14 protein-coding genes are annotated in these 15,734 nt (G+C 58.0%); 8 read left to right on the top strand and 6 right to left on the bottom strand.

Annotated elements, in window-relative coordinates; genetic code table 11:
- The first annotated feature begins 229 nt into the window (after positions 1 to 229).
- Both BBB56_RS13875 and BBB56_RS13870 read left to right on the top strand, forming a co-directional pair.
- Positions 230 to 1,228, top strand: coding sequence for an aldo/keto reductase (locus BBB56_RS13875; RefSeq protein WP_123801533.1), 999 nt, complete (start codon positions 230 to 232; stop codon positions 1,226 to 1,228).
- A 233-nt stretch (positions 1,229 to 1,461) separates the two neighbouring features.
- The gene (locus BBB56_RS13870; RefSeq protein WP_123801532.1) at positions 1,462 to 2,436 is read left to right on the top strand and encodes a LysR family transcriptional regulator; all 975 of its coding nucleotides are present in this window, start codon (positions 1,462 to 1,464) and stop codon (positions 2,434 to 2,436) included.
- 186 nt (positions 2,437 to 2,622) lie between these two features.
- Here BBB56_RS13870 and exbD read toward each other — a convergent pair whose 3' ends face one another.
- A complete protein-coding gene (gene exbD / locus BBB56_RS13865) occupies positions 2,623 to 3,045 on the bottom strand; it encodes a TonB system transport protein ExbD (RefSeq protein WP_123801531.1) in 423 nt (140 codons plus the stop codon).
- A gap of 4 nt (positions 3,046 to 3,049) precedes the next feature.
- Positions 3,050 to 3,769, bottom strand: coding sequence for a tol-pal system-associated acyl-CoA thioesterase (exbB, locus tag BBB56_RS13860; protein WP_199756243.1), 720 nt, complete (start codon positions 3,767 to 3,769; stop codon positions 3,050 to 3,052).
- A gap of 350 nt (positions 3,770 to 4,119) precedes the next feature.
- Here exbB and BBB56_RS13855 point away from each other — a divergent pair, with 350 nt between their 5' ends.
- From BBB56_RS13855 to BBB56_RS13835, 5 genes are all read left to right on the top strand, one after another.
- Positions 4,120 to 5,097 (top strand): TRAP transporter substrate-binding protein, encoded by a 978-nt coding sequence (locus BBB56_RS13855; protein WP_123801529.1) that lies wholly within the window; start codon positions 4,120 to 4,122, stop codon positions 5,095 to 5,097.
- A gap of 44 nt (positions 5,098 to 5,141) precedes the next feature.
- Positions 5,142 to 5,648 (top strand): TRAP transporter small permease, encoded by a 507-nt coding sequence (locus BBB56_RS13850; RefSeq protein ID WP_123801528.1) that lies wholly within the window; start codon positions 5,142 to 5,144, stop codon positions 5,646 to 5,648.
- 9 nt (positions 5,649 to 5,657) lie between these two features.
- Positions 5,658 to 6,944: a TRAP transporter large permease gene (locus BBB56_RS13845; protein WP_123801527.1), complete on the top strand. Its 1,287-nt coding sequence runs from the start codon at positions 5,658 to 5,660 to the stop codon at positions 6,942 to 6,944.
- 134 nt (positions 6,945 to 7,078) lie between these two features.
- On the top strand, positions 7,079 to 8,269 hold the full coding sequence (metC, locus tag BBB56_RS13840) for a cystathionine beta-lyase (RefSeq protein ID WP_123801526.1): 1,191 nt from the start codon (positions 7,079 to 7,081) through the stop codon (positions 8,267 to 8,269).
- 105 nt (positions 8,270 to 8,374) lie between these two features.
- Positions 8,375 to 9,037, top strand: a complete 663-nt coding sequence (locus BBB56_RS13835; RefSeq protein ID WP_123801525.1) for a DedA family protein — start codon at positions 8,375 to 8,377, stop codon at positions 9,035 to 9,037.
- 10 nt (positions 9,038 to 9,047) lie between these two features.
- Here BBB56_RS13835 and BBB56_RS13830 read toward each other — a convergent pair whose 3' ends face one another.
- Positions 9,048 to 9,956 (bottom strand): AraC family transcriptional regulator, encoded by a 909-nt coding sequence (locus BBB56_RS13830; protein WP_123801524.1) that lies wholly within the window; start codon positions 9,954 to 9,956, stop codon positions 9,048 to 9,050.
- Between the two features lie 195 nt (positions 9,957 to 10,151).
- Between BBB56_RS13830 and dkgA the strand changes: the two genes are divergently transcribed.
- Positions 10,152 to 10,979: a 2,5-didehydrogluconate reductase DkgA gene (gene dkgA, locus BBB56_RS13825; RefSeq protein ID WP_123801523.1), complete on the top strand. Its 828-nt coding sequence runs from the start codon at positions 10,152 to 10,154 to the stop codon at positions 10,977 to 10,979.
- Between the two features lie 41 nt (positions 10,980 to 11,020).
- Here the strand turns inward: dkgA and ftsP are convergent, their stop codons facing one another.
- The 3 genes from ftsP to parC all read right to left on the bottom strand — a co-directional run bounded on the left by ftsP (position 11,021) and on the right by parC (position 15,643).
- Positions 11,021 to 12,451 carry a cell division protein FtsP gene (ftsP, locus tag BBB56_RS13820; RefSeq protein WP_123801522.1) on the bottom strand — a complete coding sequence of 477 codons (1,431 nt, stop codon included), beginning with the start codon at positions 12,449 to 12,451 and terminating at the stop codon, positions 11,021 to 11,023.
- 134 nt (positions 12,452 to 12,585) lie between these two features.
- Positions 12,586 to 13,323: a 1-acylglycerol-3-phosphate O-acyltransferase gene (locus tag BBB56_RS13815; RefSeq protein WP_123801521.1), complete on the bottom strand. Its 738-nt coding sequence runs from the start codon at positions 13,321 to 13,323 to the stop codon at positions 12,586 to 12,588.
- A gap of 46 nt (positions 13,324 to 13,369) precedes the next feature.
- Positions 13,370 to 15,643 (bottom strand): DNA topoisomerase IV subunit A, encoded by a 2,274-nt coding sequence (gene parC, locus BBB56_RS13810; RefSeq protein ID WP_123801520.1) that lies wholly within the window; start codon positions 15,641 to 15,643, stop codon positions 13,370 to 13,372.
- Between the last annotated feature and the right edge of the window lie 91 nt (positions 15,644 to 15,734).

Raw genomic sequence — 15,734 nt, 5'->3', positions numbered from 1 at the left:
AGCGGATAGCGGGTTATCCAGTAAGGGCAGAAAGCGTTCCAGCGCTTTACTGGCCCTGACGCCGCGTCCAGGCTGCATCAATTCTCTTCTGTCCTTTTATTTTGCCCCTCTCCCGACTCGACAAAACAACCGCACCCCCCAGCGCTGATACTTTTTTCGCATAACGAAAATGACAATTCATCAATCCCGATCGAGGTGAAACAATCAGAGAACGTCAAAAGGAGACACTATGCATACCCGAAATCTATCTCAAAACCTTACCGTCAGTTCTGTCGGCTACGGCGCAATGGGACTCAGCGAATTTTATGGTCAGACCGACGACCAGGCTTCCCTACAGCTGTTATATAAACTCATCGACCTGAATATCACCTTTATCGATACCGCTAACCTGTATGGCCGGGGCCATAATGAACGGCTGATTGGTCACTTTCTTGCCGGACTCGACAAAACGACGCGCGAGCAATTTAAAATCACCACCAAGTGCGGGATCGATCGCCTCCCTGACGAGTCCTACGCCCGCACCATTAATAATCAACCCGACTTTATTACCCGCTGCTGTAATGAATCCCTTAAAAGGCTTGGCGTTGAGCGCATCGATCTCTTCTATCTGCACCGGGTTAGTCACGCTACCCCTGTTGAAGAGAGCATGGAGTGCCTGAGCCGTCTCGTCAAAGAGGGCAAGATCAACCATATTGGACTCTGCGAGGTTTCTGCCTCTACCCTGCGCCGGGCGCATGCAGTACACCCTGTGACCGCCCTGCAAACGGAATACTCACTGTGGACGCGTGATATTGAAGAGGAGATCCTGCCAACAGTGAAAGAGCTGGGTATCGGACTGGTGCCTTACTCGCCGCTGGGCAGAGGCTTCCTCACCGGTAAGTATCGTAAAAACAGCGATTTTGCGGAGGGTGACTTCCGGAAAAACAATCAGCGCTTCATTCAGTCCAGCCTCGATCATAACGCTCAGCTTCTTGACGCTATCCAGCCGCTGGCTGAAAAATACGGCTGCACGACCGGCCAGATTGCGCTGGCCTGGCTGCTGGCGCAGTACGATAAGCTGGTGCCCATTCCCGGCACTAAGCACCTCAGCTACCTGGCTGAAAATGCGCAAGCGGCCGACATCGTTCTGGACGCGTCAGATGTCGCCTTACTGAACGCTATTCACCAGCGCGTTGAAATTCGGGGCGAGCGCTATTCTGAGGAGGGCATGAAAGGCGTTAACGCCTGACATGCATCCTGATAACAGACAACCGGGTACTGCCGGTTGTCTGTTATCAGCGCAGCGGCCAGGGGGTAGCGATAAACGCTCAGCGCGACGCCGCTAGCACAGCGTGTGGTAACAGGCTACGACATCACCGGCAATGCGGCTGTCAGCCTCTCCCGCGTCCTGAGATCCAGTCCGGAACGGTATCTGCGCCGGTAAAAAGGTAGAATAAAATTTTCACCGGCAGGAGGGAATCTATGGCTATTGCAGGGCATTTAATCAGCAACAATCTCCCCAGCGTGAAACAGCTTCAGTGCTTTCTTGCCGTTGCGCATGAGCTGAACTTTCGCCGAGCCGCCGAACGGCTCAGAATGACCCAGCCGCCCTTAACCCGACAGATCAAGAGCCTGGAAGACGTTCTGGAGCGGCAGCTGTTCAGCCGCAGCACACATGATGTCAGCCTGACCGACGCCGGCCGGGAGCTGGTCATTCAAGCAGAGAAGATCCTTCAGCAGCTCAATGAGCTTAAAACAGGCGCGCTTTCATGCGAAAACTCCCTGCGTATCGGTCTGACCCGAACGCTGAATTTTGAACTGATTGAGCCAGTAAACCAGCAGCTCAACAGACTGGACGCCAGCGACGATGTTGAAACGCCGAATCTGACCTCTGCCCAGTTGCTTCAGCGCCTGTCGAAAAACACCCTCGATCTGGTGCTTACCGGAGAAAAAGGGACCGGCCATGAAGACAGCGTGCAGTATCGCTGGGTGTGCCGCGAACCGCTGCTGATGGCGATGCCAGCCGCGCACCCTGCAAGCCTGAAAGAAAAAGTTTCGCTGGAAGACGTCAGTGATTTACCGCTCTTCTGGTTCGCAAGAAGCGCCAACCCGTCATTTTACGACAAGTGTGAACGCTATCTTGAGCAGCTTCGTTTTCCGCTTAAAAGGGTTAAAGAGCCGGACGACTCACTGGTGATGCTCACCTATATCGCGAGGGGAAAGGGGTTCGCCCTGCTGCCTCAGTCAAAATGCACCTTTAATCAGGAAGGGCTGTGCTACCGCGAGCTGACAGACCATGAATCGCAGAAGCTGAATATCGATGTCTTCGCGGCCATCCGGCTCAATGAAAAACGGGAGGCAATCCTGAACGCGCAGGAAGCGTTATGTAATAATGGTTTTCCGGTTGAAAGCGGGACAGGGGAAGAGCGCTCTTCCCCTCAACAGCCGCTGCCCTGACGGAAAAGCTTTTCGGCAGCTGCCGGACATGGCGGTTGCGGCGGCTGGCCTTCTGGCGATTTGCCCGCCTGTTCTGCTTTTCGTCTGGGTGATTTCAGGCGCGCCGCCTGATACCGGATTAAAGCGGTTTTGCGTTCTTAACAAAAAGGGCAGCCGTCTGGCTGCCCTTTTCTCACCGGCGAAAAGTTACTTCGCGGCGGTTTCCATTCCCATCAGACCGATCTTGAGATAGCCCGCGCCACGCAGTTTATCCATCACGCTCATCAGCGTTTCATAATCCACTGACTTGTCAGCCTGGAAGAAGATGGTGGTCTCTTTGTTGCCCTCGGTCTGACCGTTCAGCGCGTTGACCAGCGTCTCCGGCGTCACCTGTTCGTTGCCGATATAGAGCTGCTTGTCAGCCTTGATCGACAGATAGACGGGCTTCTCCGGGCGCGGCTGAGGCGCGCTGGTTGAGGCGGGCAGATTAACGCGAACATCCACGGTCGCCAGCGGCGCGGCCACCATAAAGATGATCAGCAGAACCAGCATAACGTCGATAAACGGCGTTACGTTGATCTCATGCATTTCGCCATCGCTTTCCAGGTCGTCGTTTAATCGCATCGCCATGAACTTACCCTACGCGTAATTTCTGAGCGGCCGGACGGGGTTCAGCGCTGTTAACCTTACCCAGATCAATGTCGCGGCTTTGCAGCAGCAGGATCTGTGCCGCCACGTCACCCAGTGACGCTTTGTAACCCGCGATCATGCGGGCAAAGACGTTGTAAATCACCACCGCCGGGATGGCCGCAATCAGGCCGATGGCGGTGGCGAGCAGCGCTTCGGCAATGCCGGGCGCGACAACCGCCAGGTTAGTGGTCTGCGTCTGCGCGATGCCGATAAAGCTGTTCATGATGCCCCATACCGTACCGAACAGGCCGATAAAAGGCGCGACGGAACCAATGGTGGCGAGAAAACCGTTGCCGCGGCCGGCGTGGCGGCTAAAGGCGGCGACGCGGCGCTCAAGGCGGAAGCTGGTGCGCTCTTTGATTCCGTCGGTATCTTCTGCGCCCGCTGACAGCTCAATCTCATTCTGAGCGTCGTTGAGCAGCGCCGCGCTGTGGCTGTGTTGGCTAAAGTTTGCAGCAGCGCGAGCGGCGTCGCCCAGAGAGCGCGCTTCGCCCAGCGCCAGCTGTTCGCGCTTCAGACGGCGCTTCGCCGCGCTCAGCTCGGCAAACTTGCCGAAAAAGATCGCCCAGGTTACGACCGATGCCAGCAACAGGCCGATCATTACCACTTTTACCACGATATCAGCATGTTGATACATGCCCCAAACGGAGAGGTCCGTTTGCATCAAGTCACTGGCTACCACGCTGCGTCTCCAACTTCATATGCAGGAATAATGGATAAGCGCGAATAATAGCAAAAAACGGGCGAATTGATAGTAGTTCTCATTAGTATTTACAAACAGAAGCGGCTCTCTTTGCCGCAGCAGCGGGTATTTTCTGACGCTTTTCCGGCGCATTTTAGAAATGTGACTTCCCGTATAAATTTATTAAAACATCGTTTCAAAATGTGACATTGTTCATTCAATCAGCAACCGCGCATTTTCAGCCGGCCTGTTTTGCCTATTCTGGCAGCACGTGAGCCGCGTCCTCTGCCGCTAACGACCTGTGCCCTCCTCTACCTGCCTGGAGAAAAATAATGAGAGTGAATAAATGGTTCCTGGCCGTTTCCGTCTCCGCTGCGCTTGGCCTGAGCGCCACCTCCGCGCTGGCGAAAGTGTTAAAAGTCGCCGAAGTTCAGCCCGCCGGATACCCCACCGTGGTGGCATTGCAGCATATGGGGGACAAGCTGAAACAGGCCACCAATGGACGACTGGAGATGAAAGTCTATGCAGGCGGCGTACTCGGCGATGAAGATCAGACGCTGCAACAGGTGCAGCTCGGCGCGATCGATATGATCCGCGTGTCGCTGGCCCCCGTGACCACTATCGCCCCGGAAACCAGCGTGCTGACCCTGCCCTATATCTTCCGCGACGTAGAGCACATGCATAAGGTGCTGGACGGCGAGGTGGGCAAACAGATTGTCGATAAGTTCGATGCGGACGCCAACGCGCGCATGGTGTTCCTCGGCTGGACCGACGCAGGCGAACGCAACATGATCACCAAGGATCCGCTTAACAAGCCGGAAGATCTCAACGGCATGAAGATCCGCGTGCAGAACAGCGCTATCTCGCTGGCGACGCTCAAGGCGATGGGGGCAAACCCGGTGGCAATGGGGGTCAGTGAAGTCTTCAGCGCCATGCAGACCGGCGTGGTGGATGGCACAGAGAACAACCCGCCGACCTTTGTCGCGCACAACTATCTGCCGGTGACCAAAAACTACACCCTGACCGGCCACTTTATCCAGCCGGAAATGATCCTGTTCTCCAGAGCGTCCTGGGCGCGCCTGTCGCCCGACGACCAGGCGCTGCTGAAAAAACTGGGTAAAGAGGCGCAGGATGAAGAGCGCCAGCTGTGGGCCGCCTACACCCGCGAATCTGTCGAGAAGATGAAAGCAGGCGGCGTGACCTTTAAGGAAACCGACAAGGAGTACTTTGTGAAGGCGACGCAGCCGGTGCGCGATCGTTTTGGCGGCAACTATCAGGATCTGATGACGCAGATCGCTGAGGTTAAATAATCTCTCCGCCGCGCGTTCTGCGCGGCGTTAATCAGGTAACGCATATGATCCGATACTCTCGTCTGATGGATGGGCTATATCTGCTGTGCATGGGCATCGCCGCCGTCGCGCTGTTGATTATGGTGACGGTTATCCCGATCGGCATTTTCGCCCGCTATGTGCTCAACGGCGCGCTGGCGTGGCCAGAGCCTGTCGCTATTGTCTGCATGATTATTTTTACCTTTATCGGCGCGCCGGTGGGCTTCCGCGCCGGAACCCATATCTGCGTCTCTATGGTGACCGATCGCCTGTCGCCCCCTGCGCAGCGTCTGATGCTGCGCCTGTGCGATCTGCTGATGGTGGGGACCTGCCTGGTGATTTTTCAGGCCAGCTACAACCTGTGCGTGGCCATGTGGATCCAGCCGCTCGCCTCGCTGCCGATGGTGACCTACGGCGAGATGTATCTGCCGATCCCCACAGGCGCGCTGTTTACCCTGCTGTTTGTGATTGAGCGGCTGCTGAATGGCGATCAAAGCCAGCGGCCAGTGGTGGTTTTAGGCGGGACACACTAAGGAGCGACCATGGACGCACTGATACTGATCGGCAGTCTGATTGTACTGCTGCTGTTGGGTTTTCCCGTCGCCTTCGCCGTAGGCCTGAGCGCCTTTATTGGCGCATGGTGGATCGAACTGCCGCTGGAGGCAGTGATTATTCAGATCACTAACGGAGTGAATAAGTTTTCTCTGCTGACCATTCCCTTTTTTATCCTCGCGGGCGCGATCATGGCAGAGGGAGGCATTGCGCGACGGCTGGTCAATTTCGCCTATATCTTCGTGGGCTTTATTCGCGGCGGGCTGTCGCTGGTGAATATCGTCGCCTCAACCTTTTTCGGCGCGATATCCGGCTCGTCGGTGGCGGATACCGCCTCGATAGGGTCGGTCATGATCCCGCAGATGGAGCAGAAAGGGTATCCGCGCGACTTTGCCGCGGCGGTCACCGCCAGCGGATCGGTGCAGGCGGTGCTGACGCCGCCCAGCCATAACTCGGTGATCTACTCGCTGGCCACCGGCGGCGTGGTGACGATTTCGTCGCTGTTTGTCGCCGGGATCTTTCCCGGTCTGCTGCTGGGTTTGTGCCTGATGGTGATGTGCCTTGCCTTTGCGCGCAAGCGCGGCTATCCCAAAGGCGAACGCATTCCCTTTCGCCAGGCGGTGAAGATCTTTTTCGACGCCTTCTGGGGGCTGTTCACCGTGGTGATTATTCTCGGCGGCATCCTCTCCGGCATCTTTACCGCATCAGAATCGGCGGCCATCGCCTGTATCTGGGCCTTCTTCGTCACCATGTTTATCTACCGCGACTTTAAGTGGAACCAGCTGCATATCCTGCTGTTTCGCACCATTAAAACGGTGACCATCGTTATGGTGCTGATCGCCTTTGCAGCAGGCTTCGGCGCGGTAATGACCTTTATGCAGTTGCCTACGATTATCACCGACGCCTTTACCAGCCTGTCGGATAACAAGTACGTTATTCTGATGTGCATCAATGTGCTGCTGCTGCTGATCGGCACGCTGATGGATATGGCGCCGATCATTCTGATCCTGACGCCGGTGCTGCTGCCGGTCGCCACCGCGCTGGGTATCGATCCGGTGCACTTCGGCATGATCATGATGACTAACCTCGGCATCGGGCTGATTACCCCGCCGGTGGGCACGGTGCTCTTTGTCGCCAGCGCGGTAAGCAAGCAGAAGATCGAACAGGTGGTGGGCGCGATGCTGCCGTTTTACGGCCTGCTGTTTCTGGTGCTGATGCTGATTACCTACATCCCGGCGATTTCGCTGTGGCTCCCGCGCCTGATGGGCGTGATATAGGGCGCGGAAAAACAGGCAGCAGGGACGCTGCTTCTCCGCCTGGGCTGGTTCTGAATATCAGGATTTGAAGTCAACCCTGACCGCCGATTCGTGATAACGTGAAGGTTTTGTGGTGAGCGACAGGGCAGACAATAATGACAACCAAAAAAATCGATACCACCTTAGTAAGCGCCGGGCGCAGCAAACGTTACACCCAGGGCGCGGTCAACAGCGTCATTCAGCGCGCCTCGTCTCTGGTCTTCGACACCGTTGCCGATAAAAAACGCGCCACGGCGGGACGCGCCAGAGGCGAACTTTTCTATGGCCGCCGCGGCACCCTGACCCACTTCTCGCTTCAGGATGCCATGACCGAGCTGGAGGGCGGCGCGGGCTGCGTGCTCTACCCCTGCGGCGCGGCGGCGGTGGCGAACGCCATCCTCTCTTTTGTCGACGCGGGCGACCATGTGCTGATGTGCGGCGCGGTCTATGAGCCAACCCAGGATTTCTGCACCAAAATTCTCAGCAAGCTCGGCGTCGAAACGACCTTCTATCCGCACACCATCGGCAGCGAAATCGGCGCGCTGGTGCGCCCGGAAACGCGCGTGGTATTTCTGGAATCCCCCGCCTCGATTACGATGGAAGTGCAGGACATTCCGGCAATTGTCGCCGCAGTGCGCGCCAGGGCGCCCGATGCGATTATCATGATGGATAACACCTGGGCGGCGGGTATTTTCTTTAACGCGCTGGCGCACGGTATCGATATTTCGATCCAGGCGGGCACCAAGTATTTGATTGGCCACAGCGACGCCATGATCGGCACCGCGGTGGCGAATGCGCGCTGCTGGGATCAGCTGCGCGAGAACTCCTACCTGATGGGGCAGACGGTTGACGCCGACAGCGCCTATATGGCAAGCCGCGGCCTGCGCACGCTGGCGACGCGCCTGCGCCAGCATGAAGAGAGCGCGCTGCGGGTCGCCGAGTGGCTGACAACGCGTCCCGAAGTGGCGCGCGTAAACCATCCCGCGCTGCCGCAAAGCCCAGGCCATGCCTTCTGGAAACGCGACTTCAGCGGCAGCAGCGGTCTCTTCTCTTTCGTGCTGCATGAAAAACTCAGCCACGAAAAACTGGCGCAATACCTCGATCACTTCCACCATTTCAGCATGGCCTATTCGTGGGGCGGCTACGAGTCGCTGATCCTGGCCAACCAGCCGGAAGAGCTGGCGGCCATCCGTCCAGCGGGCGGGGTCGATTTTGACGGCACGCTGGTGCGTCTGCATATCGGGCTGGAACACGTTGACGACCTGATTGACGATTTAGCCGCTGGCTTTGCGCGTCTGGCGCAGTAATAACCTAAACAGAACCTCAACCACACTATGGCGACCGGCGACAGATCAAATTCCTTTGCCGGATTGCCGCTAAAATAAATGCCTTGTGACTCGATGGGATAGCAGATGAGTGTTTTACACGAGATTGTTCATGCGCTCTGGCATCAGGATTTTGCCGCGCTGGCCGATCCAAATGTGGTTTGGGTAGTTTACGGCGTGATGTTTCTGACGCTGTTTCTGGAAAACGGACTGCTCCCCGCCTCCTTTTTGCCGGGCGACAGCCTGCTGCTGCTGGCTGGCGCGATGATTGCGAAAGGCGTGATGGACTTCGTGCCGACGATGGTGATCCTCACCACCGCCGCCAGCCTTGGCTGCTGGCTGAGCTATCTTCAGGGACGCTGGCTGGGCAATACTCGCCTGGTAAAAAGCTGGCTGATGCATCTGCCCGCGCAATATCATCAGCGCGCGTGGCAGCTGTTTAACCGCCACGGCCTGATGGCGCTGCTGGTGGGCCGCTTTCTGGCGTTCGTTCGCACCATTCTGCCAACCATGGCGGGCATCTCCGGACTGCAAAATAGCCGTTTTCAGCTGTTCAACTGGCTGAGCGGCCTGCTGTGGGTGGCAATCGTGGTGGCGTTTGGCTACGGCATCAGTCAGGTGCCTTTTATCAAACGCCATGAAGATCAGGTGATGGCGATCCTGATGGTGCTGCCGGTGGTTCTGCTGTTTGTCGGCCTGGCAGGCAGCATCATCGTGATCTGGAAAAAACGTCGGCAAAAGCATGCCTGAACGGCGTGCGTCAGGCCTGAGGCTCCGCCACGGTCTGACGCACGCGATTAATCTCCTCTCCCGGCGTGACGCCGAAATAGCGCTTAAACTCCCGCGAAAACTGCGAAGGGCTTTCATAGCCCACGCGAACCGCCGCCGCGCTGGCTTTTAGCCCGTCATGCAGCATCAGCAGCCGCGCCTGGTGCAGCCGATAGCGCTTCAGGTACTGCAACGGAGACGTCTGGGTAACCGCCTTGAAGTTATGGTGAAACGCCGAGACGCTCATGTTTACTTCTGCCGCCAGCGCATCAACGCTGAGGTTATCCGCATAGTGATTTTCAATACGGCGCAGCGCGCGGGCAATCTGGCTGAACTGCGTATGACGGCTAACCAGCGACAGCAGCGCCCCGCCCGTCGGACCGGTCAGCACGTAGTAGATTATTTCCCGCACGATCTGCGGCCCCAGCACGCGCGCGTCGCGCGCGTTAGTCATCACGTCCAGCAGACGTTCGGCTGCGCACAGCATCGGCTCGGTGAGCCAGGCTGAGTGAATGCCGGACGTCTGCGGCTGCGGCTGAAAATCCTCATCATCGCCAATCTCAATCAGCAGATCCTGAAGACCCGCCGTATCGACCGTCAGAAACATACCGGCCACCGGCTCTTCCGCCGTCGCCCAGGTTTCGCACTCCACCGGCAGCGGCACGGTAAGCATTAAATATTTCGTGGCGTCGTAGGTAAAGACCGTGCTGCCGAGATAGCCGGTTTTGCTGCCCTGAAACAGAATAACGATACCGGGCAGATACATCATCGGCGTGCGCGGCTGGTACTGGTTGACGTAAATCAGGCCGACGTTTTCCACCGGGCAAAGGCGGTTGCGTCCGTGGGTCATTAAGGTCACAACCTGGTTCGCCAGGTGCTGACACAAAGCTTCGTGCGCCATGCATTTCTCTCGCGGGGTAAAGAATCCAGTCTGCCAGGCTGCTGCGAAATTCGCCACTAAAAAGGAGAAACAGGCAAGACTTCCGCAGAATCAGGCAGGGCATTGCGCCGAATTGCCGCCCACAATGAAAACAGCGTCAGGTTTGTTGACTAGACTTAATCTCTCTCAGGTTCACTGCAACAGAAAGGAGTACTTATGGCAGATCAACCCATTATCAAACTGCACGACGGAAATATGATGCCGCAGCTGGGGCTTGGCGTGTGGCAGGCGAGCAATGAGGACGCCCATCGTGCGGTGCTAAAAGCGCTGGAGGTAGGCTATCGCTCTATCGACACCGCGGCGGCCTATAAAAACGAAGAGGCGATTGGTCAGGCGTTACAGGACACCGACGTGCCGCGCGACGATATTTTCGTCACCACCAAATTGTGGAACGACGATCAGCAGAACGTGCAGCAGGCGATGGAAACCAGCCTGAAGAAGCTCCAGCTGGAGCAGGTCGATCTCTATCTGATGCACTGGCCCTGCCCGGAGAAAGACCACTACGTTGACGCCTGGAAGGCGATGATTGAGCTGCAACAGCAGGGGCTGACGAAAAGTATCGGCGTATGTAACTTCCACGAAGCCCACCTGAAACGCCTGCTGGATGAAACCGGCGTGTCGCCCGTGGTCAACCAGATTGAACTGCACCCCATGCTGCAACAGCGCACGCTGCACGCGTGGAACGCCATGCATCAGATCCAGACCGAATCCTGGAGTCCGCTGGCGCAAGGCGGCGAAGGCGTCTTCGATCAGGAGATTATTCGTCAGCTGGCGAAGAAATATGGCAAGACCCCGGCGCAGATCGTTATTCGCTGGCATCTGGATAGCGGGCTGGTGGTGATCCCGAAATCGGTCACGCCTGAGCGTATCGAGGAGAACTTTGCGGTGTTTGATTTCCGTCTGGAGAAGACCGAACTGAGCGAAATCGCGAAGCTGGATCGCGGTAATCGTCTGGGACCCGATCCTGAGACCTTTAACGGCTAAACGTCAGGCGCGCTGTCGCGAGAAACAGCGCGCCCTGTTTGTCAGGGCGTCGGCTGCACCAGCAGCTGCCCCGCCGTGCCGAGGTCGGCCAGCTCCAGCGTCTGACTGTAATAGACAAAGGGGAAATGCTCGGACGAACTCTGCGGGAAACTCACCAGCAGCTCTACCTCGCCATCCACCCATACCGTATCTTTCCAGCCGCGATCTTCGCCCATTGGCTGCGCGCCGTTGACGCTTTTGACCAGGAACATCGCGCCCTGAATATGTATCGCCTGCGGACGATTAGCGCGCAGGATCCAGCGTTCAAAAGTGCCCTGCTGGACGGTGGTGTCGATGCGCCTCATATCCCACGGCGCGCCGTTGATGCCAGGCATATCGTCGCCGATGCGGAATTCCCGCGTGCGCGTCGCCACGCCGTCGAGGATCTGATCCGCCAGCAGACGCATCGGCAGATTGTCCGTTACCAGCGGCAGCAGGCCGGTTGGACGCAGCGTCAGCACCAGCGTATTGGTGAGGATAGACGATGGCTCGAACAGGCCGCGCAGCCGATCCATAATCCCTGCCGCCGTACCGGCGGTAATCGACACGTCATTGCCCTGCGACATATCGATCAGCACCTCGCGGCGTTCGCCGGGGGCGAGAGAGAGCTGCTGCACCGCTACGGGCGCGGGCAAAAAGCCCTGGTCGCTGGCAATCACGGTAAAGGGACGGTTATCGCTCAGCGTCAGCTGATAACGGCGCGCATTCGAGGCGTTAAGCAGGCGCAGGCGTACCCAGCCGCGCGACACCTCGACAAAGGGATTCTGCACGCCGTTAACCAGCAGCACGTCGCCAAGGAAACCGCCGTCCTGCGGCGGGTCATAGGCTGGCGTGCCGAAGTTATCGAGGCGCTTATCCTGAATAATCAGCGGGAAGTCATCGACGCCGTAGTGGCGCGGCAGCGACAGCTGCTTGCTGACGTCATCTTCAATCAGCCACATTCCCGCCAGCCCGTTGTAGACGTGCGGGGCCATATGACCCGGCGTAATAGCGTGATACCAGCAGGTGGTGGCGCTCTGGCGGATCGGCAGCACCGGCGCCCAGTCGACGCCTGCGGACATCATGCGCGGCGCGCCGCCCATCAGCGCGCCCGGCACCTGCAAACCGCTAACGGTCATCGCTACCGGCTCGTTAAGACGGTTGCTGTAGATGAGCTTGACGTCGTCGCCGTTGTAGACGCGCACCGTCGGTCCCAGATAGAGACCGTTTATGCCCCACACGGGCACCTTGTTATTGTCGCCAAGAAAGGACCAGTGGCTGCGCATCAGCGTCAGAAACAGCGGCTGACCGCGACGTGATTCAATAAGCGGCGGCACCGGCAGCGGCGTATCGCCAGCGGGACCAGAGGCGGCATGGGCCGCTGAAGGTAAAAGACCTGCGCTAAGCGCCGCGCCAGCAGAAAGCTGGATAAACTGTCGTCTGCTGAAAGACATAGAACGTCAAACCCTTTACGCGTGGCGCACCTGCGCCAGCCAGTTGTTATTTTTGCTTTATTGCTGTGTTGCGTCGCGGCGAGCAGAACGCGCGCCGCGTGCCTCCGTGCGAGTGCCGACGAGGATCAGGCCGCCTAGATCTTGCCGCTTTTTTCGCGCGCCTCAACTTCGGCGTTAAGCGCTTCCAGTTTTTCCATCATCAGTTCACGGCAGTGGGTAGCCAGCTTGCGTACCGACTGCGTGGTATAGCCGCTGGTGTCCACCGGCGGCAGCATCTCAACGATCACCAGACCGTTATTCAGTCGGTTAAGGTTGATCTTGCCGTGGGTATTGGAAACCACGACTGGAATAATCGGCACCCCAGCCGCCACGGCGGCGTGAAACGCGCCGGTTTTAAAAGGTAGCAGACCGCGCCCGCGGCTGCGCGTGCCTTCCGGGAACATCCAGAAAGAGATGCGTTTCTTTTTAAACTGTTCTACCAGCTGACTAATGGTGCCGTGCGCTTTGGTACGGTTGTCGCGGTCGATCAGCAGGTTACCGGTCAGCCAGTAAAGCAGGCCAAAGAACGGCACCCACAGCAGACTTTTTTTCCCGACGGTAACGGTGGTCGGCTGAACGATATTCGCCGCCGTAATCATGTCGTAGTTGTTCTGGTGGTTAGCGATATAGATCGCATTGCCGTAGTTTTCCGCGCCAGCCGGCTTACGCAACTCTACCTTAACGCCGAAAACGCTGGACAAACGTCCGAACAGATGACCAAAAGTGGCGACGTGGCGCGGATTGCGCGGCGAAAACAAACACCAGATGCAGCCGAAAACGCAAACCAGAATCGAGTAGATCACCACAAAGACAGTGCGCAGTACTAGTAACATATATCCCTCATTATGGCGCGGCGGACAAGACTATCCGCCGCGTTGCTCAGGCTTCGCCGTCTTCGCTAACGGCACGCGCTGGGGCATCCAGCTCGACTTTGTCGATACGCTGTAGGCCGCGCGGCAGGAGCGTACCGCGACGTCCGCGGTCGGCGCGGAATTTTTGCAGCTCTTCGCTACGCAGCACCAGCTTGCGCTTGCCGACATAGAGCGTTACCGCGCTGCCTGGCGGCAGGATAAGCAGCCACGCCAGTTTGTCGTTGCCCGCCGCCGCGTCCGCCGAAGGAATAGAGATGATTTTGTTGCCTTTGCCTTTCGACATTTGCGGCAGCTCGCCCACCGGGAACATCAGCATACGCCCCGCCTGGGTAATCGCCAGCAGCATATCCTCTTCATGATGCACCGCCATCGGCGTCATCACGCGCGCGTTTTCCGGCAGGGTCAGCAGCGCTTTACCGGCGCGGTTGCGCGACACCAGATCGGCGAAGGTGCAGATAAAGCCGTAGCCCGCGTCTGACGCCATCAGCAGTTTCTGCTCTTCCGCCTCCATCAGCACCTGTTCCACCACTGCGCCCGGCGGCGGCGTCAGCTTGCCGGTCAGCGGCTCGCCCTGCCCGCGCGCCGACGGCAGCGAGGTCGGATCGAGCGTATAGCTGCGTCCGGTCGAGTCAATAAAGGCCACTGGCTGATTGCTCTTGCCGCGCGCCGAAGCCAGATAGCTGTCGCCGGCTTTGTAGCTCAGGCCGGAAGGATCGATGTCATGACCTTTGGCGCTGCGCACCCAGCCCATCTGCGACAGCACAATGGTCACCGGCTCAGACGGCACCAGCTCGTTCTCGCTCAGCGCTTTAGCTTCTTCACGCTCGTGCAGCGGCGAACGGCGATCGTCGCCGTAGGCCGCGGCGTCTGCCTGAAGCTCTTTCTTCAGCAGAGTGTTCATTTTGCGCTCTGACGCAAGGATCGCCTGGATTTGATCGCGCTCTTTTTCCAGCTCGCTCTGCTCGCCGCGGATCTTCATCTCTTCCAGCTTCGCCAGGTGGCGCAGCTTCAGCTCAAGGATCGCTTCCGCCTGGGTTTCGCTGATGCCAAAGCGCGACATCAGCACCGGCTTAGGCTCATCCTCGCTGCGGATGATATGGATCACCTCGTCGATATTGAGGAAGGCGACCAGCAAACCTTCGAGGATATGCAGACGACGCAGCACGCGCTCAAGACGATGGTTCAGACGGCGTCTGACGGTATCGCGGCGGAACACCAGCCATTCCGACAGGATTTCCAGCAGGTTTTTCACCGCCGGACGGTTGTCCAGACCGATCATATTGAGATTAACGCGGTAGCTCTTCTCCAGATCGGTGGTCGCGAACAGGTGATGCATGACCTGATCGAGATCGACACGGTTTGAGCGCGGCACGATCACCAGACGCGTCGGGTTTTCATGATCCGATTCGTCGCGCAGATCCTCTACCATCGGCAGCTTTTTATTGCGCATCTGCGCCGCGATCTGCTCCAGCACGCGCGCGCCAGAGACCTGATGCGGCAGCGCGGTGATCACCACCTCGCCGTCCTCTTTTTTCCACACCGCGCGCTGGCGAACAGAGCCGCGGCCGGTCTGGTACATTTTGCGGATTTCGTCGCGCGGCGTGATGATCTCCGCCTCGGTGGGGTAATCCGGTCCCTGTACGATCTCCAGCAGATCCTCAAGAGAGGTATTGGGCTTATCAATCAGGGCGATGGCCGCCTGCGCCACCTCGCGCAGGTTGTGCGGCGGAATATCGGTGGCCATGCCGACCGCAATACCGGTGGTGCCGTTCAGCAGAATATTCGGCAGCCGCGCAGGCAGCATTTTCGGTTCCTGCATGGTGCCGTCGAAGTTCGGTACAAAATCCACCGTTCCCTGGCCCAGCTCGCCAAGCAGCACTTCCGCATACTTCGACAGACGAGACTCGGTGTAACGCATCGCTGCGAAGGATTTCGGATCGTCCGGCGCGCCCCAGTTGCCCTGACCGTCCACCAGCGGATAGCGGTAGGAGAAGGGCTGCGCCATCAGCACCATGGCTTCATAGCAGGCGCTGTCGCCGTGCGGGTGATATTTACCCAGCACGTCGCCCACGGTACGCGCGGACTTCTTGAATTTGGCGCTGGCGCTCAGGCCCAGCTCTGACATGGCGTAAACAATACGCCGCTGTACCGGCTTCAGACCGTCGCCGATATAGGGTAAGGCGCGGTCCATAATGACGTACATGGAGTAGTTCAGGTACGCGTTTTCGGTAAATTTGTGCAGGGCAAGACGCTCTGCACCATCCTGCGTCAATTCACTCATTAAGCTTTTATCCTCACTTCGTGGTCCGTAATGGCGGAACACCCGGCGGTTATTTGGCGAGGATAGTACCTTAATCGCCGGAATTAGTCAC

The sequence above is a fragment of the Candidatus Pantoea deserta genome (genome assembly GCF_003813865.1).
In the GTDB taxonomy this organism is placed as follows: Bacteria; Pseudomonadota; Gammaproteobacteria; order Enterobacterales; family Enterobacteriaceae; genus Pantoea; species Pantoea deserta.
The sequence above is the reverse complement of the archived record's forward strand: the minus strand, read 5'-3'. Positions and strand labels throughout refer to the sequence as shown.

Coding starts and splice junctions, on each gene's coding strand:
- BBB56_RS13875 (WP_123801533.1), top strand. CDS start 230: ATGCATACCCGAAATCTATCTCAAAACCTTACCGTCAGTTCTGTCGGC.
- BBB56_RS13870 (WP_123801532.1), top strand. CDS start 1,462: ATGGCTATTGCAGGGCATTTAATCAGCAACAATCTCCCCAGCGTGAAA.
- exbD (WP_123801531.1), bottom strand. CDS start 3,045: ATGGCGATGCGATTAAACGACGACCTGGAAAGCGATGGCGAAATGCAT.
- exbB (WP_199756243.1), bottom strand. CDS start 3,769: ATGCAAACGGACCTCTCCGTTTGGGGCATGTATCAACATGCTGATATC.
- BBB56_RS13855 (WP_123801529.1), top strand. CDS start 4,120: ATGAGAGTGAATAAATGGTTCCTGGCCGTTTCCGTCTCCGCTGCGCTT.
- BBB56_RS13850 (WP_123801528.1), top strand. CDS start 5,142: ATGATCCGATACTCTCGTCTGATGGATGGGCTATATCTGCTGTGCATG.
- BBB56_RS13845 (WP_123801527.1), top strand. CDS start 5,658: ATGGACGCACTGATACTGATCGGCAGTCTGATTGTACTGCTGCTGTTG.
- metC (WP_123801526.1), top strand. CDS start 7,079: ATGACAACCAAAAAAATCGATACCACCTTAGTAAGCGCCGGGCGCAGC.
- BBB56_RS13835 (WP_123801525.1), top strand. CDS start 8,375: ATGAGTGTTTTACACGAGATTGTTCATGCGCTCTGGCATCAGGATTTT.
- BBB56_RS13830 (WP_123801524.1), bottom strand. CDS start 9,956: ATGGCGCACGAAGCTTTGTGTCAGCACCTGGCGAACCAGGTTGTGACC.
- dkgA (WP_123801523.1), top strand. CDS start 10,152: ATGGCAGATCAACCCATTATCAAACTGCACGACGGAAATATGATGCCG.
- ftsP (WP_123801522.1), bottom strand. CDS start 12,451: ATGTCTTTCAGCAGACGACAGTTTATCCAGCTTTCTGCTGGCGCGGCG.
- BBB56_RS13815 (WP_123801521.1), bottom strand. CDS start 13,323: ATGTTACTAGTACTGCGCACTGTCTTTGTGGTGATCTACTCGATTCTG.
- parC (WP_123801520.1), bottom strand. CDS start 15,643: ATGAGTGAATTGACGCAGGATGGTGCAGAGCGTCTTGCCCTGCACAAA.